The 21,492-nt window shown below is 64.2% G+C and carries 18 protein-coding genes and 2 pseudogenes; 6 read left to right on the top strand and 14 right to left on the bottom strand.

Annotated features, from left to right (window positions below):
- Window positions 1–69 precede the first annotated feature (69 nt).
- A complete protein-coding gene (thpR, locus tag HMPREF2565_RS05530; RefSeq protein WP_083317793.1) occupies window positions 70–561 on the top strand; it encodes an RNA 2',3'-cyclic phosphodiesterase in 492 nt (163 codons plus the stop codon).
- Here thpR and HMPREF2565_RS05525 read toward each other — a convergent pair.
- From HMPREF2565_RS05525 to HMPREF2565_RS05480, 10 genes are read right to left on the bottom strand one after another with little or no spacing between them, the layout of a single operon-like run.
- The gene (locus tag HMPREF2565_RS05525) at window positions 536–2,173 is read right to left on the bottom strand and encodes an FUSC family protein (protein WP_070545465.1); all 1,638 of its coding nucleotides are present in this window, start codon (window positions 2,171–2,173) and stop codon (window positions 536–538) included. The two genes, thpR and HMPREF2565_RS05525, sit on opposite strands and share 26 nt — an antisense overlap.
- A complete protein-coding gene (locus tag HMPREF2565_RS05520; protein ID WP_071406991.1) occupies window positions 2,145–3,365 on the bottom strand; it encodes an ATP-binding cassette domain-containing protein in 1,221 nt (406 codons plus the stop codon). Before HMPREF2565_RS05520 ends, HMPREF2565_RS05525 begins: the two co-directional genes overlap by 29 nt.
- Window positions 3,349–4,107: an ABC transporter permease gene (locus HMPREF2565_RS05515; protein WP_070644565.1), complete on the bottom strand. Its 759-nt coding sequence runs from the start codon at window positions 4,105–4,107 to the stop codon at window positions 3,349–3,351. The genes HMPREF2565_RS05520 and HMPREF2565_RS05515 overlap by 17 nt, the downstream gene beginning before the upstream one ends.
- Window positions 4,104–5,009 carry an ABC transporter permease gene (locus HMPREF2565_RS05510; protein ID WP_071406990.1) on the bottom strand — a complete coding sequence of 302 codons (906 nt, stop codon included), beginning with the start codon at window positions 5,007–5,009 and terminating at the stop codon, window positions 4,104–4,106. Before HMPREF2565_RS05510 ends, HMPREF2565_RS05515 begins: the two co-directional genes overlap by 4 nt.
- Complete coding sequence (locus HMPREF2565_RS05505; protein WP_071406989.1) at window positions 5,006–6,424, bottom strand: ABC transporter substrate-binding protein; 1,419 nt, start codon at window positions 6,422–6,424, stop codon at window positions 5,006–5,008. The genes HMPREF2565_RS05510 and HMPREF2565_RS05505 overlap by 4 nt, the downstream gene beginning before the upstream one ends.
- The gene (locus HMPREF2565_RS05500) at window positions 6,424–7,179 is read right to left on the bottom strand and encodes a GntR family transcriptional regulator (protein WP_071406988.1); all 756 of its coding nucleotides are present in this window, start codon (window positions 7,177–7,179) and stop codon (window positions 6,424–6,426) included. The genes HMPREF2565_RS05505 and HMPREF2565_RS05500 overlap by 1 nt, the downstream gene beginning before the upstream one ends.
- Window positions 7,180–7,230: 51 nt before the next feature.
- A complete protein-coding gene (locus HMPREF2565_RS05495; RefSeq protein WP_070545455.1) occupies window positions 7,231–8,211 on the bottom strand; it encodes an LLM class flavin-dependent oxidoreductase in 981 nt (326 codons plus the stop codon).
- Window positions 8,212–8,214: 3 nt separating this feature from the next.
- A complete protein-coding gene (gene brnQ, locus HMPREF2565_RS05490; RefSeq protein WP_049154806.1) occupies window positions 8,215–9,555 on the bottom strand; it encodes a branched-chain amino acid transport system II carrier protein in 1,341 nt (446 codons plus the stop codon).
- A gap of 38 nt (window positions 9,556–9,593) precedes the next feature.
- Window positions 9,594–10,691 (bottom strand): MalY/PatB family protein, encoded by a 1,098-nt coding sequence (locus tag HMPREF2565_RS05485; protein WP_071406987.1) that lies wholly within the window; start codon window positions 10,689–10,691, stop codon window positions 9,594–9,596.
- 10 nt (window positions 10,692–10,701) lie between these two features.
- On the bottom strand, window positions 10,702–12,534 hold the full coding sequence (locus HMPREF2565_RS05480) for an ABC transporter ATP-binding protein (RefSeq protein ID WP_046649025.1): 1,833 nt from the start codon (window positions 12,532–12,534) through the stop codon (window positions 10,702–10,704).
- Window positions 12,535–12,624: 90 nt separating this feature from the next.
- On the opposite strand from HMPREF2565_RS05480, the gene HMPREF2565_RS05475 reads away from it, so the two are divergent.
- Entirely contained in the window at window positions 12,625–13,161 is a 537-nt protein-coding gene (locus HMPREF2565_RS05475; protein WP_046649026.1) for a hypothetical protein, read from the top strand.
- A complete protein-coding gene (idi, locus tag HMPREF2565_RS05470; RefSeq protein WP_070545453.1) occupies window positions 13,158–13,682 on the top strand; it encodes an isopentenyl-diphosphate Delta-isomerase in 525 nt (174 codons plus the stop codon). Before HMPREF2565_RS05475 ends, idi begins: the two co-directional genes overlap by 4 nt.
- On the opposite strand, the gene HMPREF2565_RS05465 is transcribed toward idi, so the two are convergent.
- Window positions 13,679–14,950, bottom strand: coding sequence for a carboxylesterase family protein (locus HMPREF2565_RS05465; RefSeq protein ID WP_070517885.1), 1,272 nt, complete (start codon window positions 14,948–14,950; stop codon window positions 13,679–13,681). The two genes, idi and HMPREF2565_RS05465, sit on opposite strands and share 4 nt — an antisense overlap.
- A 174-nt stretch (window positions 14,951–15,124) precedes the next feature.
- Between HMPREF2565_RS05465 and HMPREF2565_RS13920 the strand changes: the two genes are divergently transcribed.
- Entirely contained in the window at window positions 15,125–15,280 is a 156-nt protein-coding gene (locus tag HMPREF2565_RS13920; protein ID WP_168162657.1) for a hypothetical protein, read from the top strand.
- Between the two features lie 12 nt (window positions 15,281–15,292).
- Here the strand turns inward: HMPREF2565_RS13920 and malQ are convergent, their stop codons facing one another.
- On the bottom strand, window positions 15,293–17,392 hold the full coding sequence (gene malQ / locus HMPREF2565_RS05460; protein ID WP_246819119.1) for a 4-alpha-glucanotransferase: 2,100 nt from the start codon (window positions 17,390–17,392) through the stop codon (window positions 15,293–15,295).
- Between the two features lie 93 nt (window positions 17,393–17,485).
- Here malQ and HMPREF2565_RS05455 point away from each other — a divergent pair, with 93 nt between their 5' ends.
- Together HMPREF2565_RS05455 and HMPREF2565_RS05450 are read left to right on the top strand one after the other, a co-directional pair.
- A complete protein-coding gene (locus HMPREF2565_RS05455) occupies window positions 17,486–19,327 on the top strand; it encodes an AMP-dependent synthetase/ligase (RefSeq protein WP_070513603.1) in 1,842 nt (613 codons plus the stop codon).
- 125 nt (window positions 19,328–19,452) lie between these two features.
- Window positions 19,453–20,133 carry a hypothetical protein gene (locus HMPREF2565_RS05450; protein ID WP_070513599.1) on the top strand — a complete coding sequence of 227 codons (681 nt, stop codon included), beginning with the start codon at window positions 19,453–19,455 and terminating at the stop codon, window positions 20,131–20,133.
- A 179-nt stretch (window positions 20,134–20,312) separates the two neighbouring features.
- On the opposite strand, the pseudogene HMPREF2565_RS05445 reads toward HMPREF2565_RS05450, so the two are convergent.
- Together HMPREF2565_RS05445 and HMPREF2565_RS14050 are read right to left on the bottom strand one after the other, a co-directional pair.
- Window positions 20,313–21,224: pseudogene (locus tag HMPREF2565_RS05445) on the bottom strand (CNNM domain-containing protein); the annotation flags it as partial.
- A gap of 18 nt (window positions 21,225–21,242) precedes the next feature.
- A pseudogene (locus HMPREF2565_RS14050) lies at window positions 21,243–21,492 on the bottom strand (transposase); the annotation flags it as partial.

Here is a 21,492-nt window from a genome sequence, read left to right as displayed (position 1 = left end):
GGAAGCCTTCGCTCTCTTCGAACTCGTGGAGGAACACGTACTCGATCCGAACCTTTTGCTGTCGGTGAAATGATTCGCCTTTTCAGCGCCCTCTTTCCCTCCGCGGAGGCCCGTGAGCACCTCGTACGGGCTGTGCGCCCGCTCAAGGACAACGGGTTGCGGTGGACGGACCCGGATAACTGGCACATCACCCTCGACTTTTTCGGGGAACAGCCCAATGACGCAGTGGAGGTCCGCGAGGCGCTGCGCGGCATTGAGGCGTCCCCACTCACGCTGAGCCTGAGCGGCGCTGGGTCTTTTGAGAAGCAGGTGCTGTGGGCAGGCGTCAAAGGGCAGGTCAAACACCTCATGCTTGAGCCATCGCGCCCGCATCTCACGCTGGCCCGAGTGGGGAGGCGGACGCGTGATCCGTGGCTCATCCCGGATGCGGTGCACGCACTGAGCGTCTACCGCGGCCCCGAGTTCGAGGTTACGGAAATCAACCTCGTCCAATCCTTCTTGGGAGAGGGGCGCGGCGGTGGGCCCCGCTACGAGATCATTGACGCATTTCCGCTGCGGTGATTTTCTCGATGAGCGTGTCCAATTCCGCGCGGCTGGGCTGCGAGAGCGGATTGACCACGCAGAAATCTAAGAGGAAGTAGCCGGCCGGTTGCAAGGCGGTGTGGCGCTCCCAGAACTCGCTGATATCGGAGTGGTTGGTCGCCAGCGACTGGATGCTACGCCGTTCCGAGAGCAGCTCGTAGTGCAGGTCGCGCCGCTGTGCCAGCGCTTCCTCGGGGGTCTTGATGAGTAGCGCGCCGAGCAGGGCGGCCATCGCCTCGAAGCAGCGCGTTTGCAGGCGGTAGTGGTTGGTCAGCTGGGCGCGCGGCTTCCACAGCCACAGGAAGAGCATCGCCACGACCACGGAGAGTCCAATCTCCGCCATGCGCGAGCCGATGGTGTGGGCCATGTGCTCCGAAGAGTTGCCCATGAGCAAAGCGAGCGGCGTGGAGAAGATGACGCACAAGGCGTAGTTCTTCACCACCAGAATCTCTGCGCAGAACTGGCAGAAGGCCAGCGCGAGCACCAACCCCCAGCCGTGCGGGCTGAAGGACGCAATGAGCGCAAAGACGCACACTCCTAAGACGGAGCCCAGCATACGTTGCACACCGCGAATCGTTCCCGGAACCCGGTCCGGCCCCCACTGCAAGAGCAGGAGCACCGAGACCGCGCCCCAGTCCGGGCGGTTGAGCCCCAGCGCCATGCCAATGAACGCGGTGGCCAGGCCACCGAGCGCGATCTTTTCCGCTGTTACCACCGCGTGGGAATTGCCCACCGCGGCGCGGTAGAAGCGGTAGCGCATCGTCGGCTTGGTGTGCGGGATGGTGGTGCGGTCCGGGTCCACGTAGGTGGGGGAATCAGACAGCTCATCCGAGTTGCCGCCGACCTGCTTGTGGTGCGCCACGATGCGCTGCTGCGCGGCCAGCGCGCGGTGCACCAGCTCCGCTTGGGCGGGGTGGCGGATGCGACCGCCGCGGATGACGCCGGCGTCGGCAAGCGCTTGCCAAGCCGTGGAAATCGCGGACTGCGCCTGGTGGTGGCGAGCCAGGAAATCGCTATCGGAGTTCACGAAGGCATCGGCGGCCTTCTCCAACGCGGCCACCGCGCGGGTCTCCGGGCCGTGCGGATCCCGGAAACGCGGCAGCATGCCCAGCACATAGCCCGCCGCCACGCCGGCCAGGCTCCATGCGGCCACCTCCCAGGGCGAGACCCCGCGCAGCATCGTGGAGCCGCCGGCCACCATCACGATGAAGAAGGAACCCGGCGGCGGCAGCCGCAGCGCATTCTGCACGAACGCGCCGGTCGTCGCCAGCACCACCGTAAACACCGCGGACAGCGCCAGCCCATGCACGCCGACGAGGGAACCAGCCGTGGCCGCCAGCGTGAGCAGCCCGCCAGCGGTGAGGATCACGCGGCGTCGCGTGCGGTAGGGGTGCCCCTCGCCATAAATGACGGAGAACGCGCCCGCCGAAATGAGCAGTACCGCATCCGGGTGGCCCGTCGCTACAGCGATCCCGCCGGGGATAATGATCGCCAACGCCGCGCGCAGGGCACCGGGCCAGCGGCGCGCGGAGGTGTTAAAGGCGGTAAAGAGCTGAAGTGCATTAGGACGTTGCGGCAGTGGGTGTTCCATATCGGGAGAACACCTTACTCGTTTCGCCGCGATCCACGAGCCGGCCGTCCTGTAGCACCGCCACCGTGGGGCATAAGTGCCGCACGACGTCAATGTCGTGGGAGACGAAAACCAGCGTCATGTCCTTCGTTACGCGCTGTAGAAGCTCGAGGACCTGGGCCCGCGAGGTGGCATCCAGGGCCGAGACGGCCTCGTCCGCCAGCAGAATCTCTGGCTTGCCCACCACGGCGCGCGCCAGCGAGATGCGTTGGCGCTGCCCGCCGGAGAAGTCCCGGGGATAGCGCTCGAAGCCGTCGATGCCGACCTCCCGCAGCACCGCCTCGGCTTCTTCGCGCGTCCCGCCGCCCTCGGCCACGATCTTCCAGATAGGCATGCGCGGGTTGAGCGAGCCCTTAGGGTCTTGGAAGACCATGTGCACACGCTTCTTCACCGCCACCGTCCCCGACGTCGGCTCCGCCAGCCCCGTGAGCAGCTTGAGCAGCGTGGATTTGCCGGAGCCGGAACCGCCGACGATGCCGAGGCGCTCGCCCTCGCGGACGGTGAGGGAGACGTCGTCCAGCGCGGTCACCCCGTGGTAGGCCTTGGTCACGTTCTGCAGCTCGATGACGGGGTCGCCCAGGGTGGGCATGGGCGGCGGGGTGAGGTCGGGAGTGGTGAGCTCGCCGATGCGCACGACGCGGTCGCACACGCGCTTGACGACGTCCCGGTCATGGCTAATAAACAGCAGCGCCGTATCCTCCTTATCCGCGGCATCCACGATGGTGGAGAGGATCTCCTCCTGGGTGAAGGGATCCAGGGCGGTGGTTGGCTCATCGCAGATGAGCAGCTTGGGGTGGCGGGCCATGGCCATCTCGATGAGCGCGCGCTGGCGCTGCCCGCCGGAAAGCTGGTGCGGGAAGCGGTTGAAGCCGGGCACCTTCATCAGCGGGTCGAGCGCGGTCATGGGTTCTTGGAAGACCATGGCCAGTGGCAGCTTGCGCAGGTCGCGGTCGCGCATGCCTAGCAGCTCCTGGCCGTTGAAGTGGATGGAGCCGGTGGCCTGCAGGTGGTCGGGCAACAGCCCCATGATGGCTAGGGCGGTGAGGGACTTGCCGCTGCCGGAATCGCCGATGAGACCGACGCGTTCGCCGGGTGCGATGGAAAAGGAGATGGGGCCGACAGGGCCCACGCGCAGATCAGTGACGGTCAGCATGGCTTCCTAGCAGGTTGAATCCGAGGACGGTGCCGGCGATGGCCAGCCCTGGCCACAGCGCCTGGAGGGGGTGGGTGGCCAGGAGGGGCTGGGCGTCGTGCAGCATGCGTCCCCACGAGGCGGTTGGCGGGGCAGTGCCCAGGCCGAGGTAGGACAGGCCGGCCTCGGCGAGGACGGCGAGAGCAAAGTAGACGGAGGCCTGGATAGCCACGATGCCGCCGAGGTTGGGTAGGACGTGGCGCCACGCGATGAGCGCCGGCGGCACGCGTGAGATGCGGGCGGCCGCGATATAGTCCTGCGTCATAATCTGCAGCGTGCCGGAGCGCGTGACCCGGATGAAGGAAGGGATGCCGGCGATGCCGATGGCGATGGTCGCCGTGAGCGTCGACGAGCCCCACACCGCGCCGGCGACGATGGCCAGCAGCAGCGCCGGGAAGGCGAGTAGCAGGTCGGTGGCCGCCATGATGAAGCCACCACCGCGCATCCCGGCGATGATACCCAGCGGCACCCCGATGAGCGCAGCGATGGCCACCGCCACCACGCCCACCAGCACAGTGATCTGGGCGCCGGCGAGGATGCGGGAGAAGGTATCGCGCCCGAAGCGGTCGGTGCCCATGAGGTGCTCCAGGCTGGGGCCGGCCAGGCGGTCGGGGGAGATGAGGTTCGGGTCATAGGGCGTCCACACCAGGGAGACCAGGGCGAATAGGACGGTCAGCCCCACCAGAATATAACCGGGTTTCATCTAGCCTCCTTCAGCCGTGGGTCGATGACCCGGTAGGCCAGGTCCGTGAGCAGGTTGACGGTCAGCGTGAAGGTCACGAAGACCATGATGAGGGTCTGGATGGTGGTGAGGTCGCGGGTGGAGACGGCGTCGAGAAGCATGGAGCCCAGACCCGGGATGACGAAGACGTTCTCGATGACCACCGCGCCCACCACCAAGGTGCTCAGCTGCACGCCGGTGACTGTGAGCACCGGCAGGGCGGCATTGCGCAGGCCGTGGCGGATCAGCGCCCCGGTCCGGGATTCACCCAGGGAGCGAGCGGTGCGGATATAGTCCTTGTCCATTTCCTCGCGGAGGGTGGCGCGCACGTAGCGCGTGAGCATTGCTCCTTGCACCAGTGCTAACGAGATGACCGGCAGGACGAGGTGGCTTAAGCCCTCGCGCGGCAGCTGCCAGCCATTCGCCGGCAGCCAGCCCAGGTGCACGGAGAAGACCGCAACGAGCAGGATACCGACCAGGAAGCTCGGCACCGCGATGCCCAGCTGCGTGGCCGCATTGAGAACAGGGAGGCGAAAGCGGGCGAGCAAAATGCCCATGGGGATAGCCCCGGCTAGGGCGAGGGCGATGGCCAGCCCGATGAGCAGCAGCGTAACCTGCGCGCGGTCAATCACCAGCGGAGTGATGTCCTGCTGCGAGGACAGGGAGATGCCGAAGTTGCCGGTCAACAAGCCCTTCATCCACTCCAGGTATTGAACCAGGAGCGGGCGGTCCAAGCCCATGGAATGGGCCAGCTTCTCCACGGCCTCGTTCGTAGCGTTGACGCCCAAAGCCACGCGCGCCGGGTTGCCGGGCACGGCCCGCATGAGCAGGAAGATAATGATGGAGGCGGCCCACATGGTGCCGAGGAAGCGCAGTATTCTCATCGCACCTCTCGCAATTCAATGGCATCGGTGATTTGGTTCGGCTGCAGGCCGGTCAGGCCCTCGCGGTAGAGCACGATATTGGGCATATTCATCAGCGTCAGAGCGGGCATGTCCTCCATGATCTGGTCGACGGCCCCTGTCATGTCATCCTGCTCCAACAGCGTGCGGGCCTGCGGCGAATCGTAGCCGAGGTAATAGTCCGGGTTGCCAAAGATGGTGGGGATATCGCGCGGCTCGACGTGCGCGACGAGCGACATCTGATAGTCCTTGGCCCCCATCACCTGGCTCAGCCACACCGCGGGGAACTCTGCGGTTTCTAGCGTGACCTCAAAGCCCATCTCCTCCAGCTGGGAGTAGAGGAACTCGGAGAGCGTTTGCGCATAGGGCAGGCTTGGCACCGTGAGTGTGAGCGGCGTGCCCACCGCCCCAGCCTCCTCCATCAGCGCGCGGGCGCGCGCAGGGTCGAAGGGGTAGTAGTCCTTCCCGCTAAACCAGGGGTCAGTCGGCGGGACGGGTGCTCCGCCAGTGTCCTGCGCGCGGCCTTCCCAGAGGATCTCGTTGGCCGCGTGGCGGTCGATGCCGTAGGCGACCGCTTGGCGCACGCGGGGATCGTCGAAAGGCGCTGCTTGGTTGTTCATGGACAGCAGCACCTCGCCGTTCGTGGTGCCGACTGCGGTTGCGATGGAGTCATCGAGGGTGTCGAGCAGCTCGGGGTTCTGCACACCCCATACCGCATCCACCCCACCGGAGCGCAGCGCGTTAACCGCGGTGAGGGAATCCGGGAAGTAGCGGATGGTGATGTCTTCTTCCGCTGGGGTGCCCCAGTAGTCTGGGCGGGCGCGCAGCGCGATGTATTCGTTGGGGGAGAAGCCCGCGACGGCGAAAGGGCCGGTGCCCACCGCTTCGGTGGGGGTGCGCATCGCGCCAATAGCGGTGCCCATGGACCATAACCACCCAGCGGAGGGGCGGTGAAGCGTGACGAGGAGCGTGTGATCGTCGACAGCCGTGGCGGATTCCACCACGTCCATCTGGGCGCTAATGCCGTTCGTCCACTCCGTTTTCACCGCGTTGATGGACCACGCGGCGGTGTGCGCGGTGAAAGCCTCGCCGTTGGAGAAGGAAGCCTCACGCAGGTGGAAGATGTAGCGCGTGGACTCGACCTCCCAGGATTCGGCGAGCCCGGGGACAATCTCTCCCTCCGGGGAGATGCGCACCAGGGTTTCGTAGACGTTGCTCATGAGTGCTGCCGGGATGGCGGCGCCGCCGACGGTGGTGAAATCCAGAGAGGTCGCCGGCGTTGTGGTGGCCAGCGTCAGCGCGGCGGAATCAGAATCAACCACTGCTGTGGAGCCAGCAGAACACGCGCTTAACGACGCCCCCACGACCACCCCCAGCGCACCAATCCAGGCCCTCATCATCCTTCCGACAGCTTGACCTCGAGCGGGGACGTGGTGCCGCGCACGTTCGTCATACCAAGCGTCATTCGGTCCCCGAGGTACAGGATTTCGGTGCACTCGACGGGATGCCCGGAGTGATCCGAAATGTCTAAGTGGAGGCGCCACAGCGGGGTGCCGGGTTCGACGTTGAGGGAGCGCGCATCTTCCTCGCTGGCGGAGGCGAGGGAGAGCTCGCGGTTGACGCTGTCGAAGTCCACGCCCTGCTTGCGCAGGTGATCGTGGATGGACTCATTGTCGGCATCGAAGCTGAGGATCTGGCTGCCCACGTCCAGTGGGAAGAACATGCGCTCGATGGCGATGGGCATGCCGTTGGCGCTGCGCACGCGGTGCACAAAGATAACGGGGGAGCCGGTTTCTACCCGCAGGAACTCGGCTTCCTGCTCGGAAGCAGGGCAGCGACCCAGCCATAACGTGGACGCGCCGGGCTCGAAGCCGCGCTCGCGCAGCCAGTGCGTCACGGAGTAAATGGAATCGAAGGACTCCGAGGTAAAACGGCCGAGGACGACGGAGCGGCGGCCGCGGCCGGAGGAGATGAGCCCTTCCGAGCGCAAAGCTGCGACGGCTTGGCGCACGGGGCCGCGGGAAGAGGAGAATTGCTCGCAGAGCTCGGCCTCGCTGGGCAGGAAATCGCCAGGAGAAAGCTTCTTGCTGCGAATGAGGTTGCGCAGGTAGTCAGCGATAATGCTGTGCTGCTGAGTACCGCGAAGGGCCACCGGGATCCTCCTCTATGTAAAACGCTGTGACGGGCAACGATGCGCGTACGCCTACAATTGCCACGCGCGCGCCAGGTTACTCATGTTACCCAACGCGGCCTTGTGGCTTGTGGATTGCAGGGAAATCATGAGTTCGTCCGCCTGAGCCAACTTCTGGAAGTCGGTGAGGTACTCGCGCACGTGCTCTACATTGCCAACGGCGGAGTACTGCAGCATGCTGATGATCTGCTGGCCCTGCGGGGAATCGATGATGCGGGCGACGTCGGCGTCGCTGAGCTGCTTGCCGCGGCTGACGAAGGCCTTCACGCGGCGGAAGCAGACCTTCTCGAATTCCTCTTCTGCGTCATCCCCCGCGGTGACGTTGACGCCGGCGATGACATAGGGCTCGGGGTGGGCTTCGGAAGGCTGGTAATTCTCGCGGTAATAGGCCGTGGCGGCTTCCAGGTGCTGCGGGGCGAAGTGCGAGGCGAAGGCATAAGGCAGCCCGAACTTGGCGGCCAGCGAGGCACCGAAAAGCGAGGAGCCCAGGATGTAAATCGGCACGTTCGTGCCGTGGCCGGGGATAGCCTGCACACCGGGGACGAGAGATTTGCCGGAAAGGTAGCCCTGCAGCTCCTTGACGTCCTCGGGGAAGCGCTCGGCGGCGTTTCTATCGCGGCGCAGGGCGCGGCCCAAGGTCTTCATATCGGTGCCGGGTGCGCGGCCCAAGCCTAAGTCGATGCGGCCGGGGTAGAGCTCGGCGAGGGTTCCGAATTGTTCAGCGATAACATAAGGCGCGTGGTTCGGCAGCATGATGCCACCAGCACCGAGGCGAATGCGCTCGGTCTTCGCACCGATGTGGGCGATGAGCACCGCCGGGGAGGACGAGGAAATGGAGGGCATGTTGTGGTGCTCGGTGTACCACATGCGCTTAAAGCCCAAGGCCTCCGCCTGTTGCGCTAGTTCGACCGACCTAGCCATGGACTGAGAAGGAGTCTCCCCCTCATAAATGGTGCAGAAATCGAGGATGGATAGAGCCGCGCGAGGCGTCATGGACTACTCACTTTTCTTCGACGAGGATGTAGATACAACGTCGATGATAACCCCGATGGCAAATGCGAGGAGCGTGGGAATTACCCAGCCCAGGCCAACGTCTTGACCAGGGGAGAAGCTGAGCGGGGCGCCGAAGGAAGTGGCGGCGGACCACAGGACGGAGACCCACAGCGCCAAGCGGAAGCCCCAGTAGAAGGTGACCCTCTTTTTGACCGCCGGCTGCAGAAGCGTCAGCGCGATCAACGAGATAGCCGGCGGGTACAAGAACACGATGAAGGGCACCGCGATGGCAAGCACCGTGTCCAGACCCTGGAAGGCGAAGGCGATGGACAGTGCGGTAAACAAGCAAGCCCAGAAGTGGTAGGTGGTCTTCGGTACCAGCATGGCGAAGAACTCCGAGGTGGCGGAAATCAGGCCCACGGCGGTGGTCATGCACGCCAGGATGACGATGGCGGAGAAGACGGCCTGGCCGACGTTGCCCATGGTGAGATTGGAGGCGTCGGCAAGCAAGGCGGCGCCGGAATCGTAGGATGCACCGTTCGGCATGGTTTGGCCGATCCACGCCAGGCCCAGATAAATAGCGGCGAGCAGCGCGCCGGCGATGACGGTGGAAGTGATGGTTCCGCGCAGCAGCGCCCGGTCGGTGGAGAAGCCCTTGGAACGCAGCGAGGTCACGATGACGATGGAGAAAGCCAGGCCCGCGATGGCGTCCATGGTGTTGTAGCCCTCAAAGAGACCCGTGACGAAGGGCGCGGAAGCGTACTCCTCAGTCGGGGTGCCGGGAACGCGGGGATTCGCCACGGTAGCGAGGGTGATGAGGACGGCGAGCAGGATGACCAGTGCCGGGGTCAGGAACTTTCCTAGGGTGTCGATGATGTCATTCGGGCGCCAGGCCAGGGCCAAAGCGATGAGGAAGAAGACGACGTTGAAGGCACCGTTGGCAAAGGTGCCCTCCCACCCGAGCAGCGGGGTAATCGCAGTCTCCATGGAGACCGCGCCGGTGCGCGGCAGGGCGTAGAAGGCACCGATGGCCAGGTAGGCGATGACGGAGAAGGCCACGCCGAAGATCTTGCCGCCGTGGTTTCCGATGTCTCGCACGGATTGACCGGAAATGGCCACCGCGATCACCGCCAAGACCGGCAGTGCCACGCCAGCAGCGAGGAAGCCCAAGGTGGCCGGCCAGAAGTTGGTGCCGGAGGAGACACCGACCTCCGGCGGGAAGATGAGGTTGCCCGCTCCGAAGAACATGGAGAAGAGCATGAGGGAGGCAACGATCACGATGCCGATGGGCGAGCTCGTCTTCGAAGCGGACTGGGCGGGGGCCTGAACGTCATTTATGGACATTTTTCTAAGGATAATGCCCATGACATGAGATGTAAATTTTAGCTAAATGCTTTCTCCAGCCGGTCGAGCGCCTCTTCCAGCAGCTCGCGTGAGGTTGCGAAATTAAGACGGGCATGATGCTCGCCGCCCGTACCGAAGGTGACACCCTCGTTGAGGGCTACCTTGGCGTGCTCACGCACCCAGGCCGCGGGCTTCGGGTCATCCCCAATGGCGGTCTCGCTAAAGTCCAACCACAGCAGGTAGGTGGCCTGCGGGTGGGAAGTCTTGAGGCCAGGCACGCGCTTGGGCAGCTCCTCCACCAGCCAGTCGCGGGTCTTCTTCAGATACTCGATTTCCTCGTCAAGGAACTCGCTGCCGTGGCGGTAGGCGGCCTCTGCCGCCAAGATGCCGAGCGTGCCGGTGCCGTCCTTGGCTACGCCGGTCAGCGAGTTCCAGCGCTCGACGTCCGCGGTGTTGGAGAAGATCACCTGCGCGCACTTTAGCCCTGCGGTATTCCATGCTTTGGACGTGGCGGTGACGGTAATAACGCGGTCGGACAAAGCGCCGAGCGGGATGTGGCGGCCTTCGTAGACCAGCGGGGCGTGGATCTCATCGGAGAGGATGCGGGCATCGTACTTCTCCGCCAGTTCCACCAGACCCCGCAGCCACTCTTCATCAAAGACGATGCCCAGCGGGTTATAGGGGTGGGAGAGCAGGATGGAGCCGGCGCCGGCCTTAAAGGCGCGCTCGATATCCTCTAGCTCCAGCGAGGTTTCAATCTTCTCGCGCCCCACGGTCTCCGGCAGCTCCAGCAGCGGCGGGTAGGAGGGAACCGGCACGGCCACCGCGCCCTCAGTAAAGTACTGCACGCCGAGCAACAAGCCGCGCACCACATCCCCGATCCAGAAGACGTGTTCTGGGCGCCAGCCGTAGCGCGATTCGTAGAAATTTGCTATTGCCGCGTTGAGCTCGGAGGCCTTGGGCGCTGGGGTGTAGCCGAAGGATTCGGCGTCGACCGCCTCCTGGATGGCCTCCTTGACCGCCGGCGCGGTGAGGAAGTCTGATTCGGCGATCCACAGCGGGATGACGTCTTCGTCATAGACGGTCCACTTGCGGGTGCCGCGGGCGGAGAGTTCTTTCAGGCTAGGGAAACGCATGCGTCCCACCTTACTCGTCGGTGGCTTGGACGAATCCGTATTTTTTCAATCGCTGCCGGTCGGCGGCGGAGGCGGATTGGGTCAGGCGCAGCAGCTCAGCGTAGATGCCGCCCGACTGCGCCAGCTCCGCCGGCGAGCCGATCTCGGAGATGCGGCCGCGGTCCAGGGTGATGATGGTGTCCACGTCCGCGATGGTGGACAGGCGGTGCGCGATGATGAGCGTGGTGCGGTCCTTCATGAGCTCATCCAGACCAGCCTGCACGGCACGCTCGGCCTTGGTGTCCAGCGCCGAGGTGGCCTCGTCGAGGACGAGGATGGGGGCGTCTTTCAGCATGGCGCGCGCCACGGCCACGCGTTGCTTCTGCCCGCCGGAGAGCTTAAGGCCGCGCTCGCCGATGACGGTGTCGTAGCCATCGGGGAATTCCTCGATGAAGTCGTGTGCATTGGCACGCTTGGCGACGCCCACGATCTCCTCCACCGTCGCCCCCGGCTTGCCATAGGCGATGTTTTCCTTGATGGTGCCGGAGAACAGATAGGACTCTTGGAAGACCACGCCGACTGAGGCGCGCAGGCGCTCCGCAGTAAGTTCCGCAGTGTCGTGGCCCAGTACCGTCAGTTTTCCCTCCGTGGGCTGGTAGAGGCCCAACAGGAGGTTGACCAAGGTGGACTTGCCGCCGCCGGACTCGCCGACGAGTGCCACCTTGTGGCCCTCTTGGGCGGCGAAGGTGATATCGGCGACGACCGGCTTATCCGATTCATAGGAGAAGGACACGTCCTCGAAGGCGAAGACTGGGCCTTCGGTCGGGCGCAGCGGCTCGGCCGGGGTGAGGTCGAGCTCCGGCACGTCGGAGGTTTCAGCGGCGGCGACCAGCTGCGGGTTGACCGTGGGCTCCGGGACTTCCTCCATGACCTTGAAGTAGTCCTTGGAGCCGGCGATGGCGCGCTGGCTGACATCCACGATCCAGCTCATCATGAACACCGGCTGCTTAGCCATGTTTACCAGCTGCAGGAGCATGACCATGTCACCGATGGAGAAATGGCCCTCCAAGGTGCGCCAGAAGATCAGGCCATAGATGCCTAAGAAGATCAGCGCCATGGCCGCGCCACGGGCGGTATCCATGGAATGCCACCAGCGCGACTGCGGCTTCGTGGTATCCACCACCGTGCGGTAGCGCGAACCGAAGGAGGCCAACTCGCGGGCCTCAGCGACGAAGGACTTAGTCACCTTTACTTGGCCGATGACCTCCGCGAAGCGCCCGTTGGCCACGTCGATGTTCTCATTCTTGATGGCCTCAAACCCCTGCCAGCGCTCCGAGGTCAGTGCGGTTAGCCACATGTAGATAGGGAAGAGCGCTGCCAGCAGGATGGCCAGCGGCCAGTAGTACACCGCGGTGATGACCAGCACCGCTGCCGCCTGGATGAGCATGACGAAGAAGTTATTGGAGAAGGACTGCAGGAACTGCGTGATATTCGCAATCGAGCGGTCCAAGCGCGCGATGATGGTGCCGGTGACCTGGTTGTCGTAATAACCCTGCGGCACAGAGAGCAGCTTGGCAAAGTAGCGCGTCGAAAGAATCTGGCGCAGGCGTGCGACCATGACATCGCCGATATAGCCGCCGATATTCTTCACCACGTTGCCCAGCGCATCCGCCACAAAGAGCGCCACGACCCACCACAGGATGGTGCGCAGCGGGCCGCCTGCGACGACGGTGTCGGTGGCTTCGCGGAGGATAAACGGGGTCAGCAGCGACAGAATCGCGGTGACTGACGCGGTGATAAGGACGCCAAGATAAAACGGCCACAGGGCGGATGCGCTGCGGACGATGCGGAGAATAGAGTTCATCGCCGGCCGATGTTACGCCCTTAATAGGAATATCCAACCTGTCGACTAAGGTAGGGGAGAAACCGAAGTCGTGATGGAAAAGGATCCGCGGTGAAGAAATACCTCCCCCTAGCGTGCGCCCCGCTGTGCCTGGCTGCCTTGTCAGGCTGCAGCATCCTCCAGCCGCCGGACGTGGGCCCGCAGGACAACATCGTGGTGTCTAGCTCGGAGCCGCCGACCTTTGAGGCCAAGGATGTAGATGCTCATGAGGTCACCTCCAACCTGGCGGCACCCGTCAAAGATGAGGGGCTCAACGTGGAGTTCGAGCTCCAGGGGCTGTACTCCGGCGGCGGTGGAACGGTGCTGACGGTGAAGATTCACAACCTCAACGAGGTGCCCCTGCCTGCCGACGCCCTTGCGGAACCCACCCTCGAGCGCGCTGACGGCAACGGCGGCTGGGCCACCGTGGATCCCGTCCCTTATGACCCGGAGGTCAACGTGGACCTGGCCGCGCCGGGCTTGGATCACCCGCTGGGCGCCGGTGCGTCCACCAACCTTCAATATGTCTATAACGTTGCCCCAGGCAACCTCTGGAACGCGCGCTTTAGCATCGGCAACGTGCGCTATGTAGGAGACCTCAATCTATGACGGAACTCGTCGTTCTAGCCTCGCCGGAGGGCAAGCCCGCCGGCACCGCTGACAAGGCCGCCGTACACACCGCAGATACCCCGCTGCATTTTGCCTTTTCCGCGTGGGTGGTACGCGATGGCCAGCTGCTGCTGACCCGCCGCGCCCTGTCCAAGCTGACCTGGCCCGGCGTGTGGACCAATTCCTTCTGTGGGCACCCGGGCCCGGATGAGCCGACTGCCGACGCCGTCGTGCGCCGCGGCCGCTTCGAGCTTGGGCTGACCGGTACGCCGCGTTTGGTGTTGCCGGACTTTGCTTACCGCGCGGTGGATTCCTCCGGCGTGGTGGAGAATGAAATCTGCCCGGTCTACCTCTTCGAGACCGAAGACGATCCGACGCCCAACCCGGAGGAGGTCGACTCCTTCGAGTGGGCGCCGGTGCGCGATGTGCTCGCTGCCGTCGACGCCACACCTTTTGCCTTTAGCCCGTGGATGGTGGAGGAGCTGACCCACGAGCCGCTGCGCGCGGCCCTTCTGGCCTAGAGCAAGCTTCCGTCCTGAGCAAAGGCCGCCGAAATATAATCCAAGCTGGAATACGCCACGCGATGCTCGTCGTTATCCAGGTTGTACTCCCAGATTGCGTGCTCCGGGCGGTAGGCCTCGAATCCGGGCTCGCCTGTGCGCACAAAGTCCTGCAGCCACTGGGCCAGCGGCGTCCTGCCGAAGAGCGGACGCAGCTCCTCGCAGTGCAGGGCCGGGCCCGAGGATCGGGTAAATTCCACCATCCAGGTCTTCCCCGGAGCCTTCTCCGCCACTTCGGCCGCCCACCGGCGGATGATGGAATCGCCCACCATTCGGCCCATCGGGCGGTCCTTGTCCATGTGCTGCGCCACCTGATACCAGGGTGTGAAACCGTTGCGGGGAAAGCCGAAGCGCGGCGCCGCATAGCGCAGGATGAGGGCACGGAAAGGGGAGCGGTCGACCTTCTGCGTGGCTGGGATGTTGTAGAACTCGTCGCGGGTGCTGGCGAGGATGAGGGGGACGTCGGCAAGCTGCCCACACTCCAGCGGGGTGGGGCCCAGCGCCATATCGAGGCTGTACTTCTTGCGGAACTTGGCGTAGCCGGCGGCGAGCTCCTCCTGGCTCATCGCCGCCAGGGAGGAACGCGTGATGGGCTTCTTCATCACCTGGCGCAGAGTGGCGCTGCGCTCCTCGAAGGTTTCGCGCGGAAAGCCCGGGGACAGAGCTAGCGCTCGCCGAAACGCCCCTCGGTAGTGGTCGCGCCGGCACAGCCACAGTACGGCGTTGGCGCCGGCGGACTGGCCCAAGATGGTGACGTTGGTGGGATCGCCGCCGAATGCCTCGATGTTGTTCTGGATCCATTCCAAGCCCAACTGCAGGTCCTCGATGGCGCGGTAGCGGTCGGGCTCGTCATCACGAAAACGGGCAAGCCCCGGCAGACCCACACGATAACCGAGTTGCACGTGGACGATGCCCGCCTGCGCGGTCGGCGTGCCCTCCGCGCGGGGATCCTCGTGGGAGCCGTGCTCGTAGCGGCCGCCGTGGATATAGACCAACGTCGGCGCCAGGGACGTCGCGCGGTTGCCGGGCGCGGGGGCGGTGATGGTCAGCGCGATCTTCTCCGGGTGAGGGGTGCGCGCATCCTGGTCACGTGGCGGTGCGGGTTCGGGGTTCTCAAAATCCCCGGGGATGTGGGAGTACTCGATGGAATGGAAATGGGCCACGTCCTCATCGAGGTAGCCGGTGATGGTGCCCGCGGGGCAGGTGACGGTGAAAGGTGCACGGCTCATGCACAACAGGCTACCCTGAGGGCATGGAATGGCTCGTGCAGGCGCCGGTGTGGGTGCAAATGGCGGTGCTCGCCGTCACGGCGGTGCCGGCCGCAACCGTCATGGGGTGGCTCCTGATGTGGGCAATCGACCGGGTGTATTCGTGGCTTGTGCCCGTGACTAGGATGAAGAACCATGACTCCCGATGATCACCGCGAAGGCCTGTGGGACCCCGAGCGCTCCGAACACGTCCACCGCAAGCGGGCACTGCCTAAATCCCGAGTGAGCGTGACCCTGTGGCTGATGATCGCGCTCATCGTCGTGGTGGCAGTGGTGGGCGTCGTCCTTTAAAGGGACGACGCTTTAGCGTTCGTCCCCTGGCCTCTTGGCGGCTTGGGCGAGGCGCTGGTAGAGCTCCTGCTTCGGTAGATCCTCCAAGAGGACTGGCTCGCCGGCGGTATTGCACAGCGGGATACACCAGTTGGGGTACTGGTCCTTCGTCGTGCCCGGTTGGTTCTGTGCGCGCACGTCACCGACCATATCCACCACGTTGGTCACCGTCAGTGCCGAGGGAGTTCCCGCAACATAGCGGTGCAGGGCAACCAGCACGTCCTCTTCGTTCTCGCGATTGTCCAACATGCCATAGGCCTGCAGATTATCCTTGACCTCTTCCTGCCACGCGCGGTCCTCGGCCTCTTCTTCCGCCACCGGGCGGGTCAGCAGACCCAGGCGGGCGCGCAGTGCGATGTGATCGCCGCGCAGGAAGGCGAGCGTTGGCGGCAGATCGTGCGTGCCCACCGAGGACATCGCCATGTGGCGGTACTGATCCTGCGGGCGCGGGGTGGGGCCTTCATTGGCGTGCTCAAACCAGATGATCGTGGTGCCAAGTACTCCCATGTCCTGCAGGGCATTCTGGACCCAGGGTTCCAGGGTGCCCAGGTCCTCGCCGACGAGGACCGCGCCGGCGCGTTCGGCCTCGAGCGCGAGGATGCCGAGCATGGCTTCCCAGTCATAGGTCACGTAGGTGCCGTTGAGTGGGGTGGACTGGCGCGGGATCCAGTACAGGCGGAAAAGGCCCAGCACGTGGTCGACGCGCAGACCGCCGGCGTTGCCCAGCATCGTGCGCAGCAAATCGCGCCACGGCTCGTAGCCGGCTTCTGCCAGACGGACCGGGTGCCACGGCGGCTGCGACCAGTCCTGGCCCTGCTGGTTATAGTCATCCGGCGGAGCACCCACCGAGCACTGGGGAGCCAGGTACTCGGAGAGGTTGACAGCATCGGCACCAGCGGGGTGGATGCCCACGGCCATATCGGTGATAAGCCCGATGCTCATGCCGGCGTCGAGCGCGCGGCGCTGGGCGGCATCCAGCTGCTCATCGCAGAGGAACTGCAGCCAGGAATAGAACTCGGCTAAGTCGTTGACGTCGAGGCTCAGCGCGTGGCGGCGACCACTGTGGCGCGAGAGTTCAGTCTCTGCACACCACAGCGCGAAATTGCGCAGGCCGCGGCCCTCGCGGCGCTGGTACTCGCTGAAGGCGGTGCGGCGCTCCGGGGTCATTCCCTGGTTGAAGAGCTCCTGCAGCACCTGCAGCTTGGCCTCGAAGATGGAATCGCGGTCGATCTCTTCGGCAGACCGGTTGCGCTCGCGGAACTCGGCGGCGAGCTCGGCGACGTCCTCCTGAAGCTCCGGGCTGAGCTGTTTCAGCTCCGGAATATCCTCGATGCGGATGTAAATCGGGTTGATGAAACGCCGCGTGGTGGGCAGGTAGGGCGAATCCTCCACAGGCGGGATTGGCTCGCCCGCGTGCAGCGGGTTGATAAGGAGGAAGTCATAATCCGGAGCCAGTACCTCCGCGAGCTCGGCTAGATCTCCGAAATCGCCCATGCCCCAGGACTTCTCGGAGCGCACCGAATACAACTGCGCCATCGCGCCCGCGGCGGGGCGCTCGAGGAAGCGATCTGCTGTGCTCAGATGGTTCGGCACGACGATGAGCGGGCATTCGTGTTCGCCGATGCCGGGCGAGGATAAGTGCAGCTTGTGGAAACCTAAGGGCAGGTCACCGGGGACGTGGAAGCTGGCCTCGCCCCACATGGTTCCGGCGACGTCGGCAGCCGGGGCGTTGTTCGGATCCTGGTAAGTCGGCCGCGTCTCGCCGTTTTCCAGCTCGATGGTGACGGTGACGGGGTCGCCGTCGTGGACGTGGACGACGAAAGACTTTTCGGCACCCTCGCGGGCCACCACGCACGGCGGCAGCGGGCGGGAGGCGCGCTCGAGATAATCCTCGAACAGGGCTTGGGTTAGCTCCTCATCGTCCGGACGGTCGGAGATAGAGACGCCGAGTGCGCGCAGCGTATAGGTAATTGTTTCCTCGCTGACGTACACGGGCTGTCCGTTCTGGGCGGTGTACTCGCAGGCCACGCCGTGGCGTTGGGCAAGTTCTTGAAGCAGATCACGGGTAGTCACATCCCCCAATTGTGCCACGCCCTCCCTGCGCGCGGGAGAAATCCGGTTGGTAGAGTGGGCTGGAATTTAATTTTTGTGGGAAAGGACACAACTGTGACTTTGAATGAAGCGCATACGAAAGCGGAGTTCGAGATCAAAGACGGGGAGACCTGCCTTACCGCCATGATGGCTACGGCACACGCCCGCCCACATGGCGTGCTGTTTACCCGCCCCGCGAACTACGAGTGGGTCAACGTCACCGCCAAAGAGTTCGTGGAAGAGGTCTACGCGGTGGCCAAGGGCCTCATCGCTTTCGGCGTGGAGCAGGGAGACCGCGTGGCTCTTATTTCTACCACCCGCTACGAGTGGTCCCTGTTGGACTATGCCATCTGGGCCGCCGGTGCTATCTCCGTTCCGGTGTACCCGTCTTCATCGATGTCACAGGTCCAGTGGATCATTGAGGATTCCGGCGCGATCCTCGCCATTACGGAAACCCGCGAGCACTCCGAGCTGGTTAAGCACCTGAAGCTGCAGGAGGATGGCACCCCGCAGCTGCACGGCTCGCCCTCCCAGCTGCGCCGCGTGCTAGAGATTAACTCTTCGGCCATCGATACGCTGAAGTTTGAGGGACGCGACATCAGCGACGACACCGTCGACCAGCGCATCGAAGCCACGAACACCGATGACGTCGCCTCGCTGGTCTACACCTCTGGCACCACCGGTCGCCCCAAGGGCTGCATGCTGACCCACCGCAATTGGCTGGCAGAGGCGCGCGGCCTGCTGACCAACCCCATTGGTGCCATCGCCGTGCCGGGTGCGCACGTTTTGACCTTCCTGCCTTTGGCACACGTCTTTAGCCGCGCGGTGTCACTGGCGGTCACCATCGGCGGTGCCTCCCAGAACCACTGGTCCGATTTCGGCACCATCACCATCGAATTCGCGCGCTCCCGCCCGAACCTGATCCTCGGCGTGCCGCGCGTGTTTGAGAAGGTACGCAACGGCGCGTCCGCGAAGGCCCACGCCTCCTCCGCATTCAAGGGTGCAATCTTCGACCAAGCTGAAAAGGTCGCCATCGAATACTCCAAGGCGCTGGATACTCCGGAGGGGCCTAACCGAGTCCTCAAGGCCAAGCACAAGGCCTTTGACAAGCTGGTCTATTCCGCCATCCGCCAGGCGATGGGCGGCGAGGTCAAGTACTGCATCTCCGGTGGTTCGGCCATCTCGCAGGACTTGCTGCACTGGTACCGCGGCATCGGCGTGACCATCTACGAGGGCTATGGCCTGACGGAGACCGCAGCGGCTGCCGCCGTGGACTTCGTGGACCAGTCCATCGGTACCGTCGGCCCGCCGCTGGGTGGAACGACGCTGCGCATTAACGACGACGGCGAAATCATGATCAAGGGAGATATCGTCTTCAAGGGCTACTGGCAGAACGAGGAAGCCACCGAGAACTCCCTGCAGGACGGCTGGTACAACACCGGCGACCTGGGTGAAATCGATGAGGACGGCAAGCTCGTTATCACCGGCCGCAAGAAGGACCTCATCGTCACCGCCGGCGGCAAGAACGTCTCGCCGGGGCCGATGGAAGATATCCTGCGCTCCCACCCGCTGATTTCCCAGGCCATGGTGGTCGGCGACGGCAAACCCTTCATCGGCGTCTTGCTCACCCTCGATGAGGACGCGCTCAAGCGCTGGAAGGCCGATCACAACATTTCCGCGACCAAGGGCATGCGTGAGGTAGCTGCTGATCCGGCACTGCGCGCGGATATTCAGGACGCCATCAACCAGGTCAACGCTACGGTCTCCCACGCCGAGGGCATTAAGAAGTTCGTCATCCTCGACCAGGACCTCACCGAGGAAAGCAACGAACTCACCCCCACGATGAAGGTGAAGCGCTATGTCGTGGCGCAGCGCTACGCAGCGGACATTGAGCGCCTCTACGCCGGCAAGAAATAAGGCTGGATGGAGTCTGTGAATTCCTTCGGAGTGTCGCGCAGACCCACGGGAGAATCTCTAATAGAGTCAGCGGGGTCAGAAAAACTCTAAACCTCAACTAGAGGTTCTCGCGGAAAGGGCAGCCTATGCACAAAATCGCAGCCGAGCTGCGCCACCGTGAGCTGACCCAAGAAATCTATAACATCGGCGACGAAGTCGTTGACTACATTGAGCACCTCATCGAGGCCATCGAGGACTGGGATGATGAACTCTCCCTCGACTGCTTGGCTGAGCTGGGGGACATCGTCGAGGACGCCCGCGTGGATTCCGGGCGTTGTGTCGGCGAACTCATCGGCCTGCGCCACGCGCTGGTCTCCGGGCTGAAGTCCGGCACCATCTCGGCTGCCTCCTCCGGCGACAACGACGTTGAGGAACCGAAGCAGCTTACCGCCCGCGCGCTCGCTGAGGGCCTGCCCATCTCCGGCCCGCCCGTTGTGGTTTCGGAGCTGGCAGAAACCCTGCGCGGCCGCACCGCCGCGGTGGCCGCCTACCTGCGCGAGCTGGTTGAGTACGTGCTGGCGCAAACCGACGCCGTGGCCCGCAACCTCGATGTGGTCTCCCTGCCGAACCTGTACAAGCGCGCCGGCGAGTCCGCGCTCATTGCAGTGCAGGCCTGGCGCCACACCGTCGTTGAGGCACACCCCGCCTTCGTGCGCACCATGCGCGGGCATAACCCGCCGCCCTTCCTGGAGGAGCGCGCGCGTATCGACGCCGTTGTTGCCCGTGTGCGCGCCAAGCGTCAGAAGAAGGCCGCCACGACTGCCTAGTCGCCGCATCACAGACTTCCTTGTTGCCAACACACAAGGATTACCTAAGAAAAGCGCCACCGAGATTCCCTCTCTCGGTGGCGCTTTTCGCTGTTAGCGTGTCACGTCTAGCTTCGTGTGCCACGCCTAGCTTTCCGTGTCACGCTTAGCTTCGTGTTCCCCCGTTTAGCGCGTAAGCGCTAGACCCCCGGGTTCTTCGACGCCGGCACGGCCTGGTCCAGCTGCTCCGTAATCTGCGGCCACAGCTGGCCCATGATGTCATCCCAGGTGAGGATCCACACCGTCTTGTCCTTGGTGGGCTTGCCCACGACGACGAGCTGCTCGTTGCGGGCGCGCATCTGGTCCAGAGTCTTCTGCACGGTGGAGGAGGAGCCCACCGCCAGTGCGGGGCGGGAGAAATCCAGCACCGGAGTTTCCGGGTCCGCCAACAGGGTGTCGCGCACATGGACGATGCGGGGGATGCGCGAGGTACGCGGGTAGACCAGCACGCGCATGATGGACTTGCGTACCACCAAGTCGTGGAGTTCGGCCACCGTGGCATCGGAGGATAGCGGCAGGATTTCCGAGCCGTGCTCGCGGGCCAACTGGGCCGCGGTGGAGGCTTCCAGCTCGATGACGCCGGTGATCTGGTTCGCGGAGTCGTCGTCAAGCGTGCCCGTCAGGCGCGAGTGCTCGACTAGGTGGCGCAGGGTCTCCGCGTCGTAGCCGGCCGCACCAGCGCGGTCGACGGGCTCCTCGCCGGTCATCGTTACCAGCTTGTTGGCCATCTTGTTGATCCAGATCAATAGTGGGCGGAAGAGCCAGATGAAGCCGCGGGCGGGCACCGCGATGAGCTGGAGGGCGGTCTCCGGGTGAGCAATGGCCCAAGACTTCGGCGCCATCTCACCGATGACCAGGTGCAGGAAGGTCACGACGAAAAGGGCCAGCAGGAAGGAAACGACGTCAGCAACGCCCAGCGGCAGGCCAAGGGCCTCCAGTGGCGTCATCAACAGGTGATGGACCCACGGCTTGGTCACGGCACCCAGGACGAAGGTCGCGGCGGTAATGCCCAGCTGGGCGCCGGCCAGCATGATTGTCAGCTCATTGAGCGAGCCCTGACTTAGGCCAATTTAGTGCGGAAGTTCGCGGCCGGTGATTGCTTGGATGGTGGCGGTGATATCGGGCGGGAGTGGTACGGCGGCGTGGATGGTTTCGCCGCCAATGACGAGTTGAAAGCTGCGGTATTTCTTGAGTGTTCTCACCAGGCGTTTGATGGATTGACCACTGCGGGTCTCCATCAGGTGGGCCACGGCTAGCGCGGCGATGACAATGTTGAGATGTGCTGTGATGGAGTCTTGTTTCCTGGCGTAGATTGGGCGT

The sequence above is a fragment of the Corynebacterium sp. HMSC072A04 genome (assembly GCF_001809235.1).
GTDB classification, from domain to species: Bacteria; Actinomycetota; Actinomycetes; order Mycobacteriales; family Mycobacteriaceae; genus Corynebacterium; species Corynebacterium hiratae.
Note: the sequence above shows the minus strand (reverse complement) of the source record. Positions and strands in the feature narration are given on the sequence as shown.

Bases quoted from the DNA above. Each gene is read 5' to 3' on its own strand.
- HMPREF2565_RS05515 (WP_070644565.1), bottom strand. From the start codon at position 4,107: ATGAAACCCGGTTATATTCTGGTGGGGCTGACCGTCCTATTCGCCCTG.
- HMPREF2565_RS05510 (WP_071406990.1), bottom strand. From the start codon at position 5,009: ATGAGAATACTGCGCTTCCTCGGCACCATGTGGGCCGCCTCCATCATT.
- HMPREF2565_RS05450 (WP_070513599.1), top strand. From the start codon at position 19,453: ATGCACAAAATCGCAGCCGAGCTGCGCCACCGTGAGCTGACCCAAGAA.
- HMPREF2565_RS05480 (WP_046649025.1), bottom strand. From the start codon at position 12,534: ATGAACTCTATTCTCCGCATCGTCCGCAGCGCATCCGCCCTGTGGCCG.
- HMPREF2565_RS05465 (WP_070517885.1), bottom strand. From the start codon at position 14,950: ATGAGCCGTGCACCTTTCACCGTCACCTGCCCCGCGGGCACCATCACC.
- idi (WP_070545453.1), top strand. From the start codon at position 13,158: ATGACGGAACTCGTCGTTCTAGCCTCGCCGGAGGGCAAGCCCGCCGGC.
- HMPREF2565_RS05485 (WP_071406987.1), bottom strand. From the start codon at position 10,691: ATGCGTTTCCCTAGCCTGAAAGAACTCTCCGCCCGCGGCACCCGCAAG.
- HMPREF2565_RS05505 (WP_071406989.1), bottom strand. From the start codon at position 6,424: ATGAGGGCCTGGATTGGTGCGCTGGGGGTGGTCGTGGGGGCGTCGTTA.
- HMPREF2565_RS13920 (WP_168162657.1), top strand. From the start codon at position 15,125: ATGACTCCCGATGATCACCGCGAAGGCCTGTGGGACCCCGAGCGCTCC.
- HMPREF2565_RS05495 (WP_070545455.1), bottom strand. From the start codon at position 8,211: ATGACGCCTCGCGCGGCTCTATCCATCCTCGATTTCTGCACCATTTAT.
- HMPREF2565_RS05520 (WP_071406991.1), bottom strand. From the start codon at position 3,365: ATGCTGACCGTCACTGATCTGCGCGTGGGCCCTGTCGGCCCCATCTCC.
- brnQ (WP_049154806.1), bottom strand. From the start codon at position 9,555: ATGTCCATAAATGACGTTCAGGCCCCCGCCCAGTCCGCTTCGAAGACG.
- HMPREF2565_RS05525 (WP_070545465.1), bottom strand. From the start codon at position 2,173: ATGGAACACCCACTGCCGCAACGTCCTAATGCACTTCAGCTCTTTACC.
- thpR (WP_083317793.1), top strand. From the start codon at position 70: ATGATTCGCCTTTTCAGCGCCCTCTTTCCCTCCGCGGAGGCCCGTGAG.